Source organism: Caballeronia sp. LZ001 (assembly GCF_031450875.1).
GTDB lineage: Bacteria > Pseudomonadota > Gammaproteobacteria > Burkholderiales > Burkholderiaceae > Caballeronia.
This window is the reverse complement of sequence record NZ_JARTVX010000004.1, coordinates 5,142,253-5,162,085: the sequence shown is the minus strand read 5'-3', so window position 1 is coordinate 5,162,085 and position 19,833 is coordinate 5,142,253. Positions and strand designations below refer to the sequence as shown.

Below are 19,833 nucleotides of genomic sequence, written 5' to 3'. Positions count from 1 at the left end.
AGCGTCAGGTAAGAACGAGTTCGAGCTCGCCGATGCGGTCGATCGCGCCATGCACCATCGCGGGACCTTCCACGCGATAAGCGCCCGTATAAGAACCCGTGGTGATGGTCCAGAACGGTTCGACCGTCAGCCCCATGCGCGAACAATGATTGACGAGCCACGGCAGCACGACGCGGGGATCGCCCGCTGGATTGCCTTGCGCGGCCGGAGCAATCGGCAGGCCATCGAGCGTCAATTCGATACGCGGCGACAAGAAGTCGAAGCCCGCCGATACGACCTCATAAGGCTCCATGCCGCTCACGATGAGCGCGCCGTTGTTCTGCGAATCGGCAAGTTGCGCGAGTGGGTCGACGTTGGGCCATTGCGCGAGGCGGCTATCGACGATTTCGAGTGCGACGGCCATGCCGCCCAGTGCGTCGAGGACTTCGGCGTGGCTGTAAGGGTCGCTACGCGGCGGCAGCGGGTAGGCAAAGCGAAACGCTATTTCGAGTTCCACCAGTACGTGAAAAAACGAGTCGAACGCGAGCCGCGCAGGCGATACATGCACGAGGTCTGCATCGATGGGTGCGCCTGCGGCGAGGGCATCGGGCGCGCGGGCGCCGATCTTCCATGCGCCGATGCGCGCGTTTGCCGCACGCAGCGTCTCGTGCTGGATGGCATAGGCCGTGGGCGCGTCGGCGGGAATGTCGCGCGGCGCAAGCGTCTCGATGCTCCGATGCTGCCGGCGCGCGTCCACAAGCTGTGCGGCGAGTGTCGATCCGGTCATGTCGATAGTCCTCGTATGCAAGATGATGCGGTGGCATCAGTGTACGGGGACGCGCTCGATGATGGCGACAGGTGCGTCTTGCGTTCGCACCTCCGGCTTTAGACTTGGCGCCGCCATGCGCGCGACGGCGAAGTTCCGTTACCGCAGCGGGCTCAAAACGTCTCCCAATCCCCGCTTGCAGCCGCCGCTGCAACCGCCGGCGTGGCAGCCGGCTTTGCTGCCTGCGAAGGCTTGGCGGGGACGGGGCGCTTGCTTGCCGCCACAGCCGCTGGCTTGCGCGTAACGCGCCTGGCGGCGCTCACCGAAGCCGAAGCCAAAGGCGCATCCGCGCTGAAACCCTCATTTACCTGAAACACCGCAACCGCCTGACGCAAACGTCCCGCCTGATCTTCCAGCGATTGCGCCGCTGCTGCCGCTTCCTCGACGAGCGCGGCATTCTGCTGCGTCACTTCGTCCATCTGCGTGACCGCAAGCGACACCTGGTCGATACCACTCGACTGCTCCTCCGACGCCGCCGCGATCTCGCCCATGATGTCGGTCACGCGCTGCACCGCGCCGATGATCTCGTTCATCGTGCGGCCCGCTTCATCGACGAGCGTGGTGCCCGACTGCACACGCGCCACCGAGGTATCGATCAACTCCTTGATTTCCTTCGCCGCCGCCGACGAACGCTGTGCAAGCGAGCGCACTTCTCCCGCGACCACCGCGAAGCCGCGCCCTTCCTCGCCCGCGCGGGCCGCTTCCACGGCTGCGTTGAGCGCGAGAATGTTGGTCTGGAACGCAATGCCCTCGATGATCGTGATGATGTCCGCGATCTTCGACGAACTGCGGTTGATCTCGCCCATGGTATCGACGACCTGCCTGACGACCGTGTTGCCCTTGCCCGCGATCTCCGACGCGTTGGCCGCGAGCGCGCTTGCCTGACGCGCATTGTCGGCGTTCTGACGGACCGTGCCGGTCAGCTCTTCCATGCTCGACGCGGTTTCCTGCAACGCGGATGCTTGTTCCTCGGTACGCGACGACAAATCGGTATTGCCGGCGGCGATCTGCTGCGTGGCCGATGCGATCGATTCGCTGCCCGAGCGCACGGTGCGAACCGTCGTCAGAAGGCTTGCGCGCATCTTGGCGAGTCCTTCGAGCAATTGCCCCATTTCGTCGCGCGAAGTGACCACGACTTCACGGCGCAGGTCGCCCGCGGCAATCGCCTCGAAATGGCCGAGCGCGGCTTCGAGCGGGCGCGCGATGGCGCGTCGGAGCGAAACCCACGCGAACGCCGCCGCGGCCAGCCCGAGCGCGATGGCAGACATCGCGACCGCGCGGAACCACAGAAACTGGCTCTGCGCGTCTTCGTAGCTCTTGTGCGAGGACTCGGACAGGAACTTGCGCAGCGTTTCGTTGGCGTTGGCGTAATCGTTGTAGATCGCCTGCATCGACTTGGCGGAAGCGATGATCGCGTCGTGGTCGTTGGCGGCAACGGCCTTGAGGCCCTTGTCGAGCTCACGCTGCAGTTCGAGACGTTTGGCCTGCGCCGCTTCCGCGAGGCGCGCTTCGCCGGACTCTTGCGGCAGCGCCGTGTATTGCTTCCAGAAGCCATCGGCGCGCTCGCGCATGAGGCGTGAACGCTCGATGGTCGCCGCGACTTCTGCCGTGCCCGCGAGCAGCGCGCCGCGATCGAACACGAGCCGTTCGCGCATGGCGTACATCTCGGTGTTGCCGACGGCGATGGCGCTCGGCATCTGATTCGAGTAGGTATCGAGAAACGCGGTGTTCGAGTGATTCATGCCGCTGAGGCCGAGCGCCCCGATGGCGATCAGCAGCGCGCCGAGAAACGCCATCGAGATGCCGATGCGCGCCTTGATGGTCAAAGCCTTGTTCATGTGTCGTCCCATGCCGCTCGTCAATGCGGTCGTAGCCAGGTGAGGGCCGGCGCGCGCGGAGAGTCGCCGCAACCGATTCGCGTAGCGGCGCTCCTGCGCTCGCTTACTATGTAAACGGCGCGAAAGGGACTGGCTTGAGGATATTTATTTCATCAGACGAAAAGAACGGCGCAAGCTACGCGCCGGTTTTCAGTGAAAACTGAACACTTATGCGGAAATTTCGCTGCGATGCGGAATCGAAGGCTGCGCGCCCTCACGCGTGACCGCAAGCGCGGCGGCGCGCTGGCCGAAACCGATGGCGTCGAGCACCGCCGAGCCGCGCGCGAGTTCCGCGGCAAATCCGCCGATGAAGGTATCGCCCGCCGCGGTGGTATCGACAGCCTGCACTTTCGGCGAAGGCAAGTGCTGGCCGCCGTCGTCGCCATTACCGTCTGATACGAGCAGCGCGAAGACGCCCTGCCCACCGAGCGTCACGATCACGTTGCGCGCGCCTTTTTGCCGGAGCGCGTGCGCGGCGCGGCGCGCATCGTCGGGTGTGGAAATGGCAATGCCCGACAGCGTCGCGGCTTCGAGTTCGTTCGGAATCAGATAATCGACGAGGCCGAACCAGTCGGCCGGCAACTCGTTCGCGGCGGGCGCGGGGTTGAGGATGGTCGTGCGCTGCAGGCGCCGGGCGGCAAGCGCCGCGCGCACCGTATCCGGCGGCGTTTCCAGCTGGCAAACGATTACGTCGGCGCGCGCAAGAAGCGCCTCTTGAGACGCGATGCTCTCGGGCGTCACCTGCGCGTTGCTGCCCGCCACGATCACGATGGCGTTCTGGCTCGCATCGTCGACGATGATGAGCGCGACACCCGTTGGCGCGTCGGTGCTGAGAGCCACCGTGGCGCAGTCGATGCCTTCCGCCTCGAGACTCGTCTTGAGCGTCGCACCGTTGCTGTCGTCGCCAACGCAGCCGATCATCGCGACCTCCGCGCCCAGGCGCGCCGCCGCCACCGCCTGATTACCGCCCTTGCCGCCCGGCACTTGCGCGAACGCGTGGCCTGCGAGCGTCTCGCCGGGTTTCGGCAAACGCGGCGCGCGTGCGACCAGATCCATGTTCAGACTGCCGACCACGGTGACGCGGCCTTGCTTGGCTATTGACTTGTCGCTCATTACGCTCCTTGTGTTGCTTCCAACGTCTATCCGGCGCGTCGCGCCTCGTGCACGACCGCCGTCGATTCGCGCCGCACGAGACGCGGCGCCACGACGCGCCGCCGCGTATTGCCCGCGAGCTTGCCGGTGATCCGCTCGATCAGCGTTTGCGCGGCCATTTCGCCGAGCGCGCGCACCGACTGTCCGACGGTAGAAAGCGCGGGATACGTGTACCGCGAGAGTTCGACATCGTCGAAACCGATGATCGAGCAATCCGTCGGCACGTTGATATGGCGTTCCGCGGCCGCCCGCAATGCACCGATGCCCATCATGTCGTTGCACGCGAAAATGGCCGTCGGCTTCATCGAGTCGAACAGTTGCGATGCTGCCGCGTAACCGCCCGTCGCCGAGAAATCGCTCTGCACGATCGCGTTCGGCTCGATCTCGATACCGCGTTCGGCCATCGCGCGAATGAAGCCATGCAGACGCATAGCGCTCACCGCCGTCGCGACCGGCCCGGTAATGCAGCCGATCTCCGAATGCCCGAGTTGCAGCAGATGCCGCGTGGCGAGATACGCGCCCTTCTCGTGGTCGATCTGCACGAGATCGGCCGTGACGCCTTCGATATTCCGGTCGACGATCACGAGCGGTTCGCGCGATCCGGAAAGACTGTGCGCGAGCACCGAATCCTCCCCCGCCGATGCAATGACCAGCCCGTCGATGCGCTTTTCCTGCAGCACGCGCAGGTAGTGGCGCTGCTTCGCGGGATCGTCGTCCGAATTGCAGAAGAATACGCAATAGCCGTTCTTCGCGCAGCCGTCCTCGACGCCGCGCGCGAGTTCCGCGAAATAAGGGTTCGTCGCGTTCGGCACCAGGAGGCCGATGGTCGCGGTGGACTTCGCCTTCAGCGAACGCGCGACGGCCGAGGGCACGTAATCGAGTTCACGAATTGCCCGTTCTACTTTCGCCCTGACATCGGCCGATACCGGCCTCGAATTGTTGACCACATGGGACACCGTCGTAAACGACACCCCGGCAATGGCTGCCACGTCTTTTATCGTCGCCATACATCGTCCTTCGCTATCTTTGTGCTGCTGCTCTCTTATTTGAAATAGGCGTTCGGTGCGCACTGGCCTCGCGTGCGCTTTTTGGTTTCGCTGTTCCCGTCAGCTACGGCGTAATGCTGCCGCTTCCCCGATCGCCCTGGTCTTTGCTGCATGCTGCCTGTCATCCCGGCGCGCCCCGTGCGCGCCGTACTGCCTTACCCTTTGCTCCTTGGTCGAATTCGCCTGACGCTCCCCGTCAAGCCCGCTTACGCCGGCTGCGATACGTGTCGAGCACGACCGCCACCACGATCACCGCCCCGGTGATGATGCGCTTGGTCGGTTCGTTCGCGCCGATCTGCGCGAGCCCCGCCGCCAGCACGGAAATGATCAAGACCCCGAAGAACGTGCTGATGACCGAGCCGCGCCCGCCCATCAGACTCGTTCCGCCGATCACCACCGCCGCGATCACCTGCAACTCCAGCCCCGCGCCGCCGTTAGGGTCGGCAGCTTCGAGGCGCGAAATCTGAAATAGCGCGGCGAGCCCGGAGAGCGCGCCCATCAACGCGAAAACGATTACCTTGTAAGGACGCGGATTCACGCCCGCAAGCCGCACGGCTTCCTCGTTCGTGCCTATTCCTACGAGATATCGGCCAAAAACCGTCCGAGTCAAGACCAGGTGCGCAATTATCATCACGGCGACCGCGATCACGAACGACGGCGAGATGCCGAAAGCGATCGGATTCGACAGAAAATCGAAGGCGTCGCCGATATACGCGGTCCGCGAATTGGTCATCTGGTAGGCGACGCCGCGCGCCGCTTCCAGCACGCCGAGCGACACGATGAACGACGGAATGCGCCACGCCACCGTCACGAGCCCGGTCAGCGTGCCCGTCAGCGCGGCGGCGGCCATGCCCATCAGCGCGGACGGCAACGCGGGCCAATGCCACTTCAACGCGGCGACGCTCACGACCGATGCGCCGAGCGCCAGGACCGACCCCACCGACAAGTCGATTCCCGCGATGATCAGCACGAAGGTCATGCCCACCGACATCACGACCAAATCCGGAATCTGGTTGGCGATGGTGCTGAACGTCTCGTAGGTGAGGAAGTGCGAACTCAACACCGAAAACAGCGCGATCATCGCGGCGAGCGCGCCGACGAGACCGAGGTAATTCGAAAAGCCCAGCCGCGTGCCGATGCCCTTCGGACTCTTCGGCGCATCGGCTGGCAGATTGGCTTGAGTCTGACCGGTCATTCAGTGCTCCACTTTTTGGTCTTGTTCGGGCGGCTTCGCGTCCGGCGCGAGCGGCTCGTGCAGCATGGCTTCGCGTTTCGCATAGCCCGCGAAGGCTGCGGCAAGCAGCGCATCCTGCGTCCAGTTGGCGCGCTCGAACACGCCCGTCATCCGTCCCGCCGACATCACGCCGATACGGTCGCAAATCAGCATGAGTTCGCGCAGATCGCTCGACACGACCACGAGCGCGCGTCCTTCGCGCGCCAGTGCGCCCATGAGCCCATAGATATCGAACTTCGCGCCCACGTCGATCCCGCGCGTCGGTTCGTCGAACAGGAGCACGGTGCAGTCGCGGGCGAGCCAGCGGCCGATCACCACTTTCTGCTGATTGCCGCCCGACAGTTCCGAGACGGCCTGCGCCGGCCCGGATGTGCGAATACGCATGGCGTCGATCTGCGTCTGCGCGAGCGCGGCTTCGCGCTTCGTGTCGATCACGCCGTGACGCGACACCGCGTCGAGATTACCCAGTGAAACGTTCGCGGCGATAGGCAAGCCAAGCAGCAGGCCCTCGCCCTTGCGGTCCTCCGTGATGAGCGCGATGCCGTGCTTCACCGCATCCGACGGCGAATTCACGGCAACGGGCCGCAACGCCTGCCCGCCGTGCGCAATCGAGACCGTGCCGGAATCCGCGCGATCCGCGCCGTAAATCAGGCGCATGAGCTCGGTGCGGCCTGCGCCAATCAGCCCGCTCACCCCGAAAATCTCGCCCGCCTTCACTTCGAAGGAGACGTCGCGCACCACGCTGCCGCGCGTCATGCCGGCGACCTTCAGCGCCACGCCGCCGATTCTTCTTTCGCCCAGGTCGATACGCTCGCCGAGTTCGCGTCCGACCATCAGCGTCACGAGCCGATCGCTCGACAGTTCGGCCATTGGTCCGAGATGCACGAGACGCCCGTCGCGCAGGACGGCAGCGCGCTCGGCGACGCGGCGCAATTCCTCTAGCCGGTGCGAGATGTACACGAGCGCGACGCCGCGCGCTTTCAGGCGGTCGATCTGCTCGAACAGCAAATCGACTTCGCGCGCGGTGAGCATGGCGGTCGGTTCATCGAGGATCAGCACGCGGCAATCGCCGATCAGGTTGCGCGCGATCTCCACCATTTGCTGATGCCCGATGCCGAGCGCACCCACGAGCGTGTCCGGGTCGATGGCGTCGAGCCCGACTTGCGCCATTGCGTGGCGCGCATCTTCCGCGAGCTTCTTGCGGTCGATCCAGCCAAAGCCGCCTTTTTTCGGCAGGCGGTTGAGGAACAGGTTTTCCGCAATCGACAAAGTCGAAAGCAGATTCAGCTCCTGCATGACCATGCGCACGCCGAGCGCTTCGGCCTCGGTGCGGCTTTGCGGCGTGTACGGCTTGCCGGCGAGCGTCATCGTGCCGGCCGTGGAGTTCACCAGCCCGCCGATGATCTTCGACAAGGTGCTCTTGCCCGCGCCGTTCTCGCCCGTCAGCGCGAGCGCTTCGCCCGGCACGAGGTCGAGCGTGACGTCCGCGAGCACCGGCTCGACATAGGTCTTGCCGACGCCGCTGACTGTCAGCACGCTGGCATCGTTCACGTCGTTCGCTCCTCGAAAGGGGCGCCATGGAATTGGCTACGCATCCTCGCTGTGTGTTCCGCTTGGGGCCCGACGGCTTGGCGCAAAGCGTCGCGCAGGCAAGGGCCTACGTCGACGTTCAAACGCGCTCGTTCGTGCTTTATCGGCATGAAAGCCGCGAAACTTGAATGGACCGAGGCTCGCGCATTCATGCCGTAGTGAAGGTTTGCGCCCGCTCCGTGTTCCGGCGGGCGGAGCTGACTGCTGCATCGCCGCGTGCGACGACAGGCAGCAGCTCGTCATGTCATGCCTACTTCGTGATCAGTTCGACCGGCGTTTCCACGACCGTCGACAGCTCCGACTGCTTTTTCTTGCCGGAAATCGCCTTCAGCGCCACGTCGATCCCGAACACCGCCTGTTTTGCGGCGTATTGATCGGCGGTGGCGAGCACGCGGCCGTCCTTCAACATCGGCTTGATGGCCGTGATGTTGTCGAAGCCGACCACCTGCACCTTGCCCGCCTTGCCCGCTGCGCGCACCGCCGACACCGCGCCGATCGCCATGTTGTCGTTATCGCACAGGAGCGCCTTCACGTTCGGGTTCGCGTTCAGGATCTGCGAGGCGACCGCGTTGCCCTTGTCGATTTCCCAGTCGCCCGACTGCAGCGCGACGACCTTCATGCCGCCACCTTCCATCGCGTCCTTGAAGCCGGCGCTGCGCGCCTGCGAGTTGGTCGTCGTGGTCACGCCTTCGACGATCGCCACTTCATCGCCCTTCTTCAGATGCTTGGCCAGATAGTCGCCGACCTTCTTCGCGCCTTTGCGATTGTCCGGACCGACGAACGGCACGTTCAGATTCTTCGACTTCAACACGTCCGGGTCCAGCCGGTTGTCGATATTGACGACGATGATGCCCGCGTCCGCCGCCTTCTTGATCACCGGCACGAGCGCCTTCGAATCCGCTGGCGCGATGATGAGCGCGTCGACCTTGGAGACGATCATCTGCTCGACGATGCGAATCTGCGCGGCGGTATCGGTTTCGTCCTTGATGCCGTTGGTGATGAGATCGAACTGGCCGGAGTTGTGTTGCTGATAATCCTTCGCGCCGTTTTCCATGGTCAGGAAGAACTCGTTGGCGAGCGACTTCATGACGAGCGCGACCTTCGGCTTGGCCGGCGTCTGCGCAAAGACGGACGACGATGCGAACGGCAGCGCGGAGCACGCGATCAGCGCGACGGCGGCCGACAGCACGCGGCGGCGGATGTTTCGATTCATGGATCTCCTCCAGTACTTTCGTTTTGAGTTGTCTGGGCGAAACTGATTCTGGTCAATCTCATAGCCTGACGAGCGTTGGCAAACGCGAATGTCCAGTCGCTGCTTTCAACGCTGTTCAACGTTTGCCCGCCGTCGATTCTCGTTGCGAAGCGGCGTCGGGTCAATCGGGCTAACGTGTAGTGGGCGCTTTGAACATGCGCCGAAATGATGGCTCGACCGCATTCGCAAGAAGAAAGCTGCCAGCCGCGGCCGTTGGCGGATGCAATGTGCTTGCGGTCAAGGGTTTCAAAGGTCTTCCACCGACTCGCCTTCGATCTCGTTGTCGATGATCTTGCGCGCGTAGTCGATGCCCGCGCGCACCGCGTCGATCGGGCTTTCGAAAGGTTCCTGATCGGGCACGCCGAACATCGCGGTGCGGCCGCTGTCGCCGTGCGCGCTGCGGGATATCGTCGTGACGATATCGAAATGGCGCGGACCGTCGTCGGGTTCGTCACGCTCCTTCGCGCGCCGCAGAGCCTGCACCTTGATTTCGAAACCCTTGTAGTGGTCGGATAGCGGAGTGGACATGCGCGTGCTCCTTGTCGTTGGTGGCGGCCGTGGGTAGGACAGCCGCCTTTTCTGAATGCTGCACTAAAAACTCTCGAGGCGTCCATGAACATGCCGGTCTTACGGCGAGCTGCATACGCGAGCTCTTTTGCCTTGTAGCGAAAGCCGTTTGCAAGGCGTATTCCCTCTCGTCTCCCGATTTCACCCGATGCCACACATCAGTGATATTCGGTTTGCCATAATGCACGGGCGGATGGCGCATGCTTGTCAGGCGCATCCGGCATTCGTCGTCCAAAGAACAAACTTCATTCAAATCAGGGAGCGTCACATGATCATTCGAGCCACCGCCCTTGCAGCAGTCATCGCTGTTTCCAGCCTCACGATCAGCGCGAGCCCGGCGTTCGCCGCCAACACCCAGCAATCGAAGATGACCGACTGCAACAAGCAGGCAGCCGACAAGAAAGGCGATGAGCGCAAGGCGTTCATGAAGAGTTGTCTGTCGTCGTCGGCGCCCGCCGCCGCGCCCATGACCCAGCAAGAGAAGATGACCGCGTGCAATGGTCAGGCATCCGGCAAGAAGGGCGACGACCGCAAGGCGTTCATGAAGAGCTGCCTCAGCAACAAAGGCTGATTGCCGGCATTGCGTAATGCGCCGCGCGGCATCGTGCGGCGCCCATCCTTCGCCTCTTGCTGCTTGGGGATATTGCACTGCACCCAAGCAAATGATTCGCACCGTCGTCTTTTTCTCCTAAGATGGCGCGAAGGCGGCCCCCCAATATTCGAAGAAACACGCCATCGGCCGCCGCTCGTCTAGCGGGGCGTCATGCCTCGCACGGAGGCAATGGATGGCATGGAGACACAAGAACCGCTGGTTCAGGCGGTGGCTCGTCACGATCACCTTCTGGCTCGTGCCGGTGATGATCGTCGCGGTCAATGAAGTACGCGACGAAATGGCCTACAACACGGTCGATCTGCAAAAGTCGCTATCCACGTGGGAACTGACCGATGCCCAACGCGCATCGGGCGCCGCGGCCCGCTGTCATGGCGCGCCCGACGAAGCGCGGGCCGCCGGCTGTCCCGCCGACATCCTCAGCGCCAATGCGGGCAAGCATCAGGAAGCGCTCGACGAATACGATCATCGCAAATCCACGCTCGCGGGTTATCTCTGGCACGCGTTCGTCGGCTACTGGGTCGTTCCTGCTGCATTTTTGTTCGTGCTCGGCATGGTGATCGGCATCATTCGACGACTGCTACGGCGCACACCGGGCGAGCAAAACGCTTCGGCAGCCGCGCCCGCGTCCAAAGTAAAAACGACGAGTCACCCTTGAAGCCGGGTCGGGAACGGTCGTTGCTACTGATGACAGCGGCCGCAGCGTAACATCGACGGCCGTGCGGTGAAATTAATGCAAGCCATACGGAAACGGTTCGGGCGAAATCGCGCTGTCAGGTCTTTCCAATCGAGCGGTTTCCGGGTGAGCGTTGCGCTGTATCGCATGACGAAGGTTTTTGTCGTGTAGCTACGCAACAACGATATCAGTGACAGATTGGGCGTAAGCTTGCCAAGTCAAAGTTACCGAAGGGAGCGGCGGCACTGCGCGCGGGTTGGTTCGAAGCAATTTTTCGGGTCATCCGGCGGGGTCTGATGGTTGCACGGTGCTGTGCTATAACTTGGCGAACCTCACCCTCCCGATCTAATGGGGTTTCCCAAATTCCACGATGGAGAACAACGATGCAAAGACGAAACTTCATGCTCAAGTCGACGGCTGTGCTGGCACTTGGCGGCCTCACGCTGGCGGGATGTACGACCAATTCCAACACGGGTCAGGAAAAGGCTGCAGGCACTGCTGATGACCGCCGCTCCATCGACGCGGACGTCGACAGCGCAATCCAGCGCCTCTATTCGACCGTCGCCGGTTCGCGCGAACTGGTCGCCAAGTCGCGCGGCATTCTGGTGTTTCCGTCCGTCATTCAGGCTGGCTTCATCGTCGGCGCGCAATATGGCAAGGGTTCACTGCGCGTGGGCGGCGGCACGGTCGGCTACTACAGCACGACCTCCGGCTCGTTCGGCCTGCAGGCAGGCGCGCAGTCGAAGTCGCTGATCTTCCTGTTCATGACGCAAGACGCGCTCGACAAATTCCGCAATTCGGACGGCTGGTCTGCCGGCGCGGATGCATCCGTGGCACTCGTGAAGATGGGCGCAAACGGCGCGGTGGATACGAACACGGCCACCAGCCCGGTCGAGGCGTTCGTGCTGACCAACGCCGGCTTGATGGCCGACGTATCGCTGGCAGGCACGAAGGTGACGCGCCTGAAGATGTAAAAGCCGGCTCGCGCGGCCTGGCCGCGCGTTTTGCTGCTTTTGGCGTCGACAAAGCATGACCGCCGTGTGTCGCGACCTGATGGTCGCGGCACACGGCGGTTTTTTTGTGCTTTCGCGTTGCGGACTTAAGTCGTCGCGCGATCGATCAGCTTGAAGCGCGAGCGCTTCTGCGCGCGCACGACGGACTGATACGCATCGATATACTGCCGCGCCATCCGGTGCGCGGTGAAGCGCTCCTCGAAACGCTTGCGCACGCCTTCGCGCGACAGCGTATGCAGCCGATTCACGGCGGCGACCGCACCGATCTCGTCTTCGACGATGAACCCCGAGACGCCCTCGTCCACCACTTCCGGCACGGCGCCGCGATTGAACGCGATGACGGGCGTGCCGCACGCCATCGACTCGATCATCGCCAGACCGAATGGCTCCGGCCAGTCGATCGGAAAAAGCAAGGCATGTGCGCCCGATAAGAACTCGGCCTTCTGACTGTCGTTGATCTCGCCGATATATTCCACGTACGGCAACTTGAAAAGCGGCGCGATCTCACGTTCGAAGTATTCGTGGTCCGCCGCGTCCACCTTGGCGGCGATCTTGATCTTCAAGCCACAACGCCCGGCAATGCGAATGGCCGTATCCACGCGTTTTTCCGGCGAAATGCGCCCGAGAAATGCCAGATATTCCTGCTTGACCGGTTGCGGTTCGTAGAGCTTTTCCGGCAGCGCGTGATAAACCGTCGTCACCCACTTCGCCTGCGGCAGCGGATGACGCTGCGCATCGGAGATGGACACCACCGGCGCGGTGTTGAAAGTATCGAAAACCGGCTGCTGCTCGGGCAGATCGAGCCGGCCATGCATGGTCGTGAGAAACGGCGTGTCCTGGCGCTTGAACAGCGAGAACGAGTAGTAGTCCATGTGGAAGTGCAGGACATCGAAGTCTTCCGCGCGGCGGCGCACCATTTCCAGCAGCAGCATGTGCGGCGCGATGCGGTCGCGAATGGCCGGGTCCAGACGCAACGCGCGCGGCCAGACGGCTTCGAGATTCGCTTTGGTTTGCGAGTCGCCAGTGGCGAAAAGCGTGACTTCGTGACCGAGCTCGACGAGCGCCTCGGTCAGATACGAGACGACGCGCTCCGTTCCGCCATACAGCTTGGGCGGCACCGATTCCGTCAACGGGGCAATCTGGGCAATTCTCATCGTTCTCGTCTCCCTGTCGGCCGTGAACTTCGTGCCGGCCGGCGTCAGCGCTGCAATGCTCGTTCTCGCGTCATGCGAAAAGGTCGCGCCAAGTTCCCTAAACGTTCGGGCAAGTCGCCTGAACGTGTGTCGAGTATGACAGTAGGCCGTAAGGTCTGGATAACGAGGTTTGCCCTAGGCGACGGCGCGCTCGTTTTGCGCGCTGGTTTGGCACGTGATGTCATTATCGATGGCTCATGCGTCAGCACCGCCGCCTATTTCACTTTCATCGCTCTGTTACAGGTCCGAAACAATCGTTTCGGATGGCGGTTACGGGTTCTTTTTCATGGCCGGCGCGGGCTTCTTGCGCGGTTTGCCACGAAGATCGGCAAGGAAATTGTCCCGCCACACGCCCAGATCGTATTTGCGCAGCGAAGTCATGTTGGTTTCGTAGCGCTGGCGGCGTTCCGCGAGCGGCATGGCGAGTGCGCGCGAGATGGCGTCGCTGGTGCCGACGATGTCATGCGGATTCACCATCACCGCGCCCGTCATTTCCGCGGCCGCGCCGGCGAATTGCGACAGCACGAGCACGCCCGGATCGTCGGGATTCTGCGCGGCGATATATTCCTTGGCGACGAGATTCATACCGTCGCGCAAGGGCGTGACGAGCCCGACTTGCGATTCGCGAAACAGCGACATCAGCTTCCACCGGTCGTAACGCTGATTCAGATACCGGATAGGCGTGTAATCGAGGCCGGAATAGCGCCCGTTGATGCGCCCTGCTTCGTATTCCAGATTCTGGCGGATCTGTTGATACGTCTCTACGTCCGAACGCGTAGGCGGCGCAATCTGCACGAGCGTGACGTTGCCGCGCCATTCCGGCGACTTCTCCAGAAAATGCTCAAACGCGCGAAAGCGCTCGACGAGCCCTTTCGAATAATCGAGCCGATCGACGCTCATGATGAGCTTGCGCCCTTCCAGACTCTGCTTGAGGTCCATGACATCCTGACGCGCTTCGCCGCGCTCGGCCTGTTCGGCGATCTCGTCCGGAAACACGCCGATGCGGTAGACGCCCGTCGTGAGCTTGCGACCGAACGCTTCGACATGTCCGTCGGGCGTCGCCGTGCCGTGCGCGTGCCGCACGATGTAATCGTGGAACGCGGTCTGATCGCCCTCGGTCTGAAAGCCCACGACGTCATAACAGCACAGCGACTTGACGAGCTCCTCGTGAGGCGGAATGTTCAAGAGAATTTGCGGCGACGGAAACGGGATATGCAAAAAGAAGCCGATGCGATTCGTCACGCCCGCGCTGCGCAACGCCTCGGCGAACGGAATCAGGTGATAGTCGTGCACCCAGATCACGTCTTCCGGTTCGAGCAGCTTGATGAGTTTGTGCGCGAGCCACGAATTCACGCGCCGATACCCCGCGTATTCGTCACGATCGTAGACGGCAAGATCGTTGCGATAGTGGAAAACCGGCCACAGCATGGCGTTGGAAAAGCCGCGGTAGTACTGGTCGTAGTCCTTCTTCGGCAGGCCGACGGTGGCGAACGTCACCGCGCCGTCTTGCTGTAGCGTCGGCCCCTGGTTCGCGACGGTCTCGCTCACCACGTCCCCGCTCCAGCCGAACCACACGCCGCCGCTGTCTTTCAGCGCGCCGAACACGCCGACGGCGAGGCCGCCCGCAGAGCCCTTGGTTTCGGTCGGGGTAGCGACCCGGTTGGATACGACGACGAGACGGCTCATGAGTATTCCTTTTTCGTTTGCTGACTACGATGATTCGGTTGCGGTGCTTCGCTTGAGATTTCTGTCGCTTCTATCGCTTCAGCGCATCCACCGGCGCGGTCGATGCCGCCGAGTTCGCGCGCGGATCGGGACCCGTGCGCTCGCCCCGGCTCGCGACCGGGTCCGCCGCGGTATTCGCGGTGGTTGGCGATGCCGTGTTGGCGCGTTCCAGCGGCGGCGCGAAGTCTACGTGCTTGCTGTCGGTGGAGAGATCGGCCCGTGCGCGTGGCAGATACTGCGGATACGCCGCCTGCACGAAATTCAGCAAGCCTTCGCGCACCCGGCAGCGCAAATCCCAATTGAGCGCGGAGTCGAAGGAACTGACGAGCGCGCGCAATTGCATGGCGTGCTCGGTGGCATCGGTGACTTGCAGCACTTGCACGCGGCCGTCCCACTCCGGCGCGCTCGCCAGAATGCGTTCGAGTTCCGCGCGCAGCGGCGCGATCGGCATGCGGTAATCGACGAAAAGAAACACCGTGCCGATGATCTGCGAGCTATTGCGCGTCCAGTTGGTGAACGGATTCTCGATGAACCATTGCAACGGCACGATCAGCCGCCGCTGGTCCCAGATGCGGATCGACACATAGGTACCCGTGATCTCTTCGACGCGGCCCCACTCGCCCTGAATCACGACGACGTCATCGAGACGAATGGGTTGGGACAGCGCGATCTGCAAGCCGGCGATCAGATTACCGAGCACGGGCCGTGCGGCGATACCCGCGACCAAACCCGCCACGCCGGCGGAAGCCAGCAAGCTCGCGCCGATCTGCCGCACGCTCGGAAACGCCATGAGCGCCCCGCCAAAACCGATGATTACGATCACCACCATGACCGAGCGCGCCAGCACGCGCGCCTGCGTGTGGATGCGGCGCGCGTTGAGATTGTCGTCGGTATCGAGCGGATGCGCCTGCACGATCGCCTCGCCCACCGCGCTCGCCGAACGCGCGGCGAGGAACGTGAGCGCGCCGATCAACGCGACGGTTTCGATATCGCGCAATACGCCGATGAGCGGCAGCGTGTCCGGCGCCTCGAAGATCACGAAGCCGAACGCGAGCATGATGACGAGGACGAGCGCGGGCGCGTCGATGTAGCGCAACACCGTGCTCATCAGCGGATACGGCCGCGCGACGCGCGTCAAGACGCGCGCACCGATCCGATGCACCCCGATGGCGACGATCAGTGCGATGGCGGCGGCGCACAGCGCGCCGGGCCAGGTGCCGAGCGGGCGCTCGGCTAGATCGAGAAAGCGGTCGAAAGAAAGCATGAGCGTCGCGGGATCAGCCTCGCAGGAAGGTGGATACGGCGGCCGCGTGCACGAGCCTTGCCACTATGCGCCATGTCGGACGCATCGTGCGCGGTTCGTGCTGCCGGGGTGCGTCTTTAGTCGGCGTCCAGGTCGGCTTCTACGTCTTCAAGTGCAGCGGCGGGCGGCGTCGAGCATCAAGCAAATTCGCTGCCCGCCTCGCAGCCTTGCGATCAACGTTCCGCCTTGCAGGGAAACGCCTTGCCAAGTCCGAGCGACACCATGGTCGTCGCATTGAAGCCGGACTTGTCGGGATTGTCCGCGATGTACTTGCGCACTGCATCGGTCAGTTGTTGCGGCTTGACTTCAGCGGGCAGGCAAAAGTATTGGCCGACTTGCGGGCCGGAGGTTCCGCCAATTGCCTCGATGGTGTTATACACGCCGTCCGCGGCGCCTTCGATATAGGCCGCGCAGGCAGTACGGGAGTTCGGGTCGGTCTTGGTGCAAAGTTGATTCAAATCGCTGCCAGTGAATGCGAACGCGCTGACGGGCGTGGCGAGAACACAGGCGAAGACGAATTTCCGCAGCATGGTCTTCCTTTTATGTGGAGCGGCGGCTCGAAGGGGCGCGGCGGCCGCGCCTGGCCGCCCGCTCCCCGTGGTTACGTTATTTTGCACTGTTTGTGCTGCTTGCGGCGCCCGTCGAGGCCGCCGGCATGGCGTCGAGGCGTGCCTGCAGGCCTTCCGCGACGTCCTTCTCGTTGTACTTCTTCGCGAAATCCACAGCCGTCATGCCAAGCTGGTTCTTCACGCGCAAGTCCGCGCCTTCGTCGAGCAAAAGCTTGCAGGTGGACAGATGCCCGCCGCGTGCGGCCATCATGAGCGGCGTCGTGCCGTTCGGCGCGCCGGCATCGATATAGGCCGAATGGTCGAGCAGAATCTTCACGATATCGTCATGACCGTTGGTTGCCGCGTAGTGCAGCGGCGACCAACCCTTCTTGTTCACTTCGGCATCCTTGGCGATCAGGAGATTCACGAAAGTCGCGTCGCCGTTGAGCGCGGCGAGCATCATCGCGTTTTCACCGGCCGGGTCCTGCTTCTCCAGATCGGTCTTGGGATTGTCGGCAAGCGCCTGGCCTACCTTGTCCGACTTCTCGCGCGCGGCGATCACGATGAGCGGTGCGCCCGTGTTGTCGACGGTATTCGGGTCCGCGCCCTGCGAAAGCGCCTTCTTGACCGAGGAGATGTCGTCGAACTTGACGTCCTTGATGAGCGCGTCCACGGACTCGGCCAACGCGGGTTGCGCGAACGCGCACGCGGCGAGCAGCACGCCGATCAACATTTGCCGCGTGCTCGAACGTGTGCTCGTGCGCTTGCTTTGTCCCGCTTCACGCGAGGAAAACATCGGGGATTTATTCATAGTGAACCTTTGGATTGCCTTTGAAACAGTGGTTCTCGCCGAGCGTGCCGGTCAGACGGCCTGCGCGCCCGGCGGGATCTTGAACAGCCGGAAGAAGTTGTCGGTGGTGGCTTTCGCGACCGCTTCGTCCGTCTCTTCGCGCAACTGCGCGATGTGACGTCCGACATAGCTCACGTAAGCTGGTTCATTCGGCTTGCCGCGATACGGCACCGGCGCGAGATATGGCGAGTCGGTTTCGATCAGCAGACGTTCGAGCGGCACGCGCCGCGCCACGTCGTGCACGTCCTCGGCCTTCTTGAACGTGACGATGCCCGAAAGCGAAATATGAAAGTTCTGCGCGAGCGCGGCTTGCGCCACTTCCCACGTCTCGGTGAAGCAATGCATCACGCCGCCCGGCACGCTCGCGCGTTCTTCTTCCATGATACGCAGCGTGTCTTCCGGCGACGAACGCGTATGGATGATGAGCGGCTTGCCGGTCTCGTGCGCCGCGCGAATGTGGTTACGAAAGCGCTCGCGCTGCCATTCCATGTCGGCGATGCTGCGGCCTTCCAGCCGGTAATAGTCGAGCCCGGTCTCGCCGATTGCGCAGACTTTGGGATGCCGCGCCAGTTCCACTAGTTGCGCGACGCTCGGTTCCGTTGCGTCTTCGTGGTCCGGATGCACGCCAACCGATGCGAAGATGTGCTCGTGCCGCTCGGCGATATCGAGCACCGATGGCAGCGTCTCCAGATCCACCGACACGCAAAGCGCGTGCGTGACCTTCTGCTCGCGCATCTTGTCGAGCACTTCGGGCAGCCGGTCGGCGAGGCCTTCGAAATTGATGTGACAGTGGGAATCGACGAACATCCGCTACTCCTTTGCTCTCGCGCCAAGCCGCAAGCCGAGAATGACGAGATCGCGCTCGACGCCGTCCAGAACCGCGACGCGCGGCAGCGTGCCCCACGACTCGAAACCGAAGCTGCCGAAGAGCTTCATGCTCGGCTCGTTATGTCCGAAGACGAAGCCGAGCACGGTGTCCACATCAAGCGTCGGCGCGCGCTCCAGCGCCTCGTGCAACAACAGCTTGCCGAGCCCCTTGCCGCGCGCGCGTTCGTCGAGATAAATGCTCACTTCGACCGTGCGCGCGTAGGCCGGACGGCCGTAGAAATCGGAGAAACTCAGCCACGCGATGACTTCGCCGCCCTCTTCCACGACCCACAGCGGACGCTTGTCCGGTCCGTGCGCGTGAAACCAGGCAAGGCGGCTTTCGACTGGGACCGGATCGAGGTCGGCCGTGACGAGGCGCGAGGCGACCGTCGAATTGTAGATGGCGACGATGGCGGGCAGGTCGTCCAGCGTGGCGTCTCGATATTGAAGACTCATGGCGTGATTGCGTTCAGGTTCAGGCGAAGATGTCGCGATAGCCCATGAAGAGTTCCTCGAACACGAGACGCGCGTTCAACGGATGATTCTCCACGGCGCGTTGCCGCGTGACGGTTTTCATGTAGCGCGAAAGCGCAGCCGGGTCGGCGCTGGCGGCGCATCGCGCGAGCGCCTTGGCCGCGCCCGGAAAATAGCGCGGGCGGCCTGCCGTGCGCTCGGCGAGCACGTCGTAAAGCCAGCGTTGCAGCCAGCCGAGCACCAGCGGCACCGGCAGTTTCTGCAGGTTTTCGCCGCACGCGAAGGCGTCGCAGTTCGGGCCGGCCGCAAGTTGCGCCAACGTGAAATCGCGCAGCGCGCGGTTCTCGTCGCTCGCGAGCGCAAGCGCGTTGAGCGGCGCGCCGCCCGCTTGCGCGAGAAGCCCGGCGGCATCGTCGATACCTCGTGACGCAAGCCACGCGCGCGCTTCGTCGAAGGGCGGCACGCTCATCGGCCACTGTCGGCAGCGGCTGATGATGGTTGGCAACAAGCGGTCGATACGCGCCGACACCAGCAGGAACACGACGCCCGAAGGCGGTTCTTCCAGCGTTTTCAAGAGCGCGTTGGCCGCCGCGACATTGAGCGCTTCGGCGGGATAAAGCAGCACGACACGCAAGCCGCCGCGATGCGATCCGAGACTGCAGAAGTCGAGCAGCGCGCGTACCTGTTCGATCTTGATTTCCTTGCTCGGCGCGCGGCTCTTCTTGCCTTCGTCGCCATCGGCTTTCTCGGCGGATGCATCGGCGGAAGAATCCGCGCCTGCCGCCGCAAGCCCTGCAAGCGCCTCGGGCAACACCGCGCGGTAGTCGGGATGATTGCCCTGCGAGAACCACAGGCAAGCGGAACACGTGCCGCACGGCTCGCCGCTCGGCAGATGCGTTTCGCACAGCAACCCTTTCGCCAGATACTGCGCGAATTGCAGCTTGCCGATGCCCGCTTCGCCATGCAGCAAAAGCGCATGCGGCCAGTTCGCGCGTAGCTGCTGGAGACGCTGCCAGTCGTTGGCTTGCCAGGGATAAATCATCGGCGGTTC

The 19,833-nt window shown here is 63.2% G+C and carries 19 protein-coding genes; 3 read left to right on the top strand and 16 right to left on the bottom strand.

The window, feature by feature from the left end; all coding sequences use genetic code 11:
- Positions 1-4 precede the first annotated feature (4 nt).
- The 8 genes from P9292_RS35235 to P9292_RS35200 all read right to left on the bottom strand — a co-directional run bounded on the left by P9292_RS35235 (position 5) and on the right by P9292_RS35200 (position 9,484).
- Positions 5-766 (bottom strand): hydratase, encoded by a 762-nt coding sequence (locus P9292_RS35235; RefSeq protein WP_309963735.1) that lies wholly within the window; start codon positions 764-766, stop codon positions 5-7.
- 152 nt (positions 767-918) lie between these two features.
- Positions 919-2,643 (bottom strand): methyl-accepting chemotaxis protein, encoded by a 1,725-nt coding sequence (locus P9292_RS35230; RefSeq protein WP_309963732.1) that lies wholly within the window; start codon positions 2,641-2,643, stop codon positions 919-921.
- 207 nt (positions 2,644-2,850) lie between these two features.
- Positions 2,851-3,795, bottom strand: a complete 945-nt coding sequence (gene rbsK, locus P9292_RS35225) for a ribokinase (RefSeq protein WP_309963730.1) — start codon at positions 3,793-3,795, stop codon at positions 2,851-2,853.
- Between the two features lie 26 nt (positions 3,796-3,821).
- On the bottom strand, positions 3,822-4,841 hold the full coding sequence (locus P9292_RS35220) for a LacI family DNA-binding transcriptional regulator (RefSeq protein WP_244827883.1): 1,020 nt from the start codon (positions 4,839-4,841) through the stop codon (positions 3,822-3,824).
- A 235-nt stretch (positions 4,842-5,076) separates the two neighbouring features.
- A complete protein-coding gene (locus P9292_RS35215; protein WP_244827884.1) occupies positions 5,077-6,075 on the bottom strand; it encodes an ABC transporter permease in 999 nt (332 codons plus the stop codon).
- Positions 6,076-7,665 carry a sugar ABC transporter ATP-binding protein gene (locus P9292_RS35210; RefSeq protein ID WP_309963728.1) on the bottom strand — a complete coding sequence of 530 codons (1,590 nt, stop codon included), beginning with the start codon at positions 7,663-7,665 and terminating at the stop codon, positions 6,076-6,078. It lies immediately after the preceding gene.
- A gap of 289 nt (positions 7,666-7,954) precedes the next feature.
- Positions 7,955-8,917, bottom strand: coding sequence for a sugar ABC transporter substrate-binding protein (locus P9292_RS35205; RefSeq protein WP_244827886.1), 963 nt, complete (start codon positions 8,915-8,917; stop codon positions 7,955-7,957).
- 285 nt (positions 8,918-9,202) lie between these two features.
- On the bottom strand, positions 9,203-9,484 hold the full coding sequence (locus tag P9292_RS35200) for a hypothetical protein (RefSeq protein WP_244827887.1): 282 nt from the start codon (positions 9,482-9,484) through the stop codon (positions 9,203-9,205).
- Between the two features lie 307 nt (positions 9,485-9,791).
- On the opposite strand from P9292_RS35200, the gene P9292_RS35195 reads away from it, so the two are divergent.
- From P9292_RS35195 to P9292_RS35185, 3 genes are all read left to right on the top strand, one after another.
- Positions 9,792-10,094 carry a PsiF family protein gene (locus tag P9292_RS35195; protein ID WP_309963725.1) on the top strand — a complete coding sequence of 101 codons (303 nt, stop codon included), beginning with the start codon at positions 9,792-9,794 and terminating at the stop codon, positions 10,092-10,094.
- Positions 10,095-10,308: 214 nt separating this feature from the next.
- Complete coding sequence (locus P9292_RS35190; RefSeq protein ID WP_250464863.1) at positions 10,309-10,791, top strand: hypothetical protein; 483 nt, start codon at positions 10,309-10,311, stop codon at positions 10,789-10,791.
- A gap of 401 nt (positions 10,792-11,192) precedes the next feature.
- Positions 11,193-11,783, top strand: coding sequence for a YSC84-related protein (locus tag P9292_RS35185; protein ID WP_244827890.1), 591 nt, complete (start codon positions 11,193-11,195; stop codon positions 11,781-11,783).
- Between the two features lie 125 nt (positions 11,784-11,908).
- Here P9292_RS35185 and P9292_RS35180 read toward each other — a convergent pair whose 3' ends face one another.
- From P9292_RS35180 to P9292_RS35145, 8 genes are all read right to left on the bottom strand, one after another.
- Positions 11,909-12,976, bottom strand: a complete 1,068-nt coding sequence (locus P9292_RS35180; protein WP_244827891.1) for a glycosyltransferase family 4 protein — start codon at positions 12,974-12,976, stop codon at positions 11,909-11,911.
- Between the two features lie 309 nt (positions 12,977-13,285).
- Entirely contained in the window at positions 13,286-14,701 is a 1,416-nt protein-coding gene (otsA, locus tag P9292_RS35175; protein WP_244827892.1) for an alpha,alpha-trehalose-phosphate synthase (UDP-forming), read from the bottom strand.
- A gap of 70 nt (positions 14,702-14,771) precedes the next feature.
- Entirely contained in the window at positions 14,772-16,004 is a 1,233-nt protein-coding gene (locus P9292_RS35170; protein WP_250509015.1) for a mechanosensitive ion channel family protein, read from the bottom strand.
- A 212-nt stretch (positions 16,005-16,216) separates the two neighbouring features.
- Positions 16,217-16,573, bottom strand: coding sequence for a Rap1a/Tai family immunity protein (locus P9292_RS35165; RefSeq protein WP_244827894.1), 357 nt, complete (start codon positions 16,571-16,573; stop codon positions 16,217-16,219).
- 76 nt (positions 16,574-16,649) lie between these two features.
- A complete protein-coding gene (locus P9292_RS35160) occupies positions 16,650-17,324 on the bottom strand; it encodes an ankyrin repeat domain-containing protein (protein ID WP_309964294.1) in 675 nt (224 codons plus the stop codon).
- Positions 17,325-17,453: 129 nt separating this feature from the next.
- Positions 17,454-18,248: a TatD family hydrolase gene (locus tag P9292_RS35155; RefSeq protein ID WP_309963722.1), complete on the bottom strand. Its 795-nt coding sequence runs from the start codon at positions 18,246-18,248 to the stop codon at positions 17,454-17,456.
- Positions 18,249-18,251: 3 nt separating this feature from the next.
- Positions 18,252-18,764 (bottom strand): GNAT family N-acetyltransferase, encoded by a 513-nt coding sequence (locus P9292_RS35150; RefSeq protein ID WP_250509017.1) that lies wholly within the window; start codon positions 18,762-18,764, stop codon positions 18,252-18,254.
- 19 nt (positions 18,765-18,783) lie between these two features.
- Positions 18,784-19,824: a DNA polymerase III subunit delta' gene (locus P9292_RS35145; RefSeq protein WP_309963719.1), complete on the bottom strand. Its 1,041-nt coding sequence runs from the start codon at positions 19,822-19,824 to the stop codon at positions 18,784-18,786.
- Positions 19,825-19,833 lie beyond the last annotated feature (9 nt).

Excerpts from the sequence above, each read along its gene's own strand:
- P9292_RS35235 (WP_309963735.1), bottom strand. The coding sequence starts at position 766 with ATGACCGGATCGACACTCGCCGCACAGCTTGTGGACGCGCGCCGGCAG.
- P9292_RS35230 (WP_309963732.1), bottom strand. The coding sequence starts at position 2,643 with ATGAACAAGGCTTTGACCATCAAGGCGCGCATCGGCATCTCGATGGCG.
- rbsK (WP_309963730.1), bottom strand. The coding sequence starts at position 3,795 with ATGAGCGACAAGTCAATAGCCAAGCAAGGCCGCGTCACCGTGGTCGGC.
- P9292_RS35220 (WP_244827883.1), bottom strand. The coding sequence starts at position 4,841 with ATGGCGACGATAAAAGACGTGGCAGCCATTGCCGGGGTGTCGTTTACG.
- P9292_RS35215 (WP_244827884.1), bottom strand. The coding sequence starts at position 6,075 with ATGACCGGTCAGACTCAAGCCAATCTGCCAGCCGATGCGCCGAAGAGT.
- P9292_RS35205 (WP_244827886.1), bottom strand. The coding sequence starts at position 8,917 with ATGAATCGAAACATCCGCCGCCGCGTGCTGTCGGCCGCCGTCGCGCTG.
- P9292_RS35200 (WP_244827887.1), bottom strand. The coding sequence starts at position 9,484 with ATGTCCACTCCGCTATCCGACCACTACAAGGGTTTCGAAATCAAGGTG.
- P9292_RS35195 (WP_309963725.1), top strand. The coding sequence starts at position 9,792 with ATGATCATTCGAGCCACCGCCCTTGCAGCAGTCATCGCTGTTTCCAGC.
- P9292_RS35190 (WP_250464863.1), top strand. The coding sequence starts at position 10,309 with ATGGCATGGAGACACAAGAACCGCTGGTTCAGGCGGTGGCTCGTCACG.
- P9292_RS35185 (WP_244827890.1), top strand. The coding sequence starts at position 11,193 with ATGCAAAGACGAAACTTCATGCTCAAGTCGACGGCTGTGCTGGCACTT.
- P9292_RS35180 (WP_244827891.1), bottom strand. The coding sequence starts at position 12,976 with ATGAGAATTGCCCAGATTGCCCCGTTGACGGAATCGGTGCCGCCCAAG.
- otsA (WP_244827892.1), bottom strand. The coding sequence starts at position 14,701 with ATGAGCCGTCTCGTCGTCGTATCCAACCGGGTCGCTACCCCGACCGAA.
- P9292_RS35170 (WP_250509015.1), bottom strand. The coding sequence starts at position 16,004 with ATGCTTTCTTTCGACCGCTTTCTCGATCTAGCCGAGCGCCCGCTCGGC.
- P9292_RS35165 (WP_244827894.1), bottom strand. The coding sequence starts at position 16,573 with ATGCTGCGGAAATTCGTCTTCGCCTGTGTTCTCGCCACGCCCGTCAGC.
- P9292_RS35160 (WP_309964294.1), bottom strand. The coding sequence starts at position 17,324 with ATGTTGATCGGCGTGCTGCTCGCCGCGTGCGCGTTCGCGCAACCCGCG.
- P9292_RS35155 (WP_309963722.1), bottom strand. The coding sequence starts at position 18,248 with ATGTTCGTCGATTCCCACTGTCACATCAATTTCGAAGGCCTCGCCGAC.
- P9292_RS35150 (WP_250509017.1), bottom strand. The coding sequence starts at position 18,764 with ATGAGTCTTCAATATCGAGACGCCACGCTGGACGACCTGCCCGCCATC.
- P9292_RS35145 (WP_309963719.1), bottom strand. The coding sequence starts at position 19,824 with ATGATTTATCCCTGGCAAGCCAACGACTGGCAGCGTCTCCAGCAGCTA.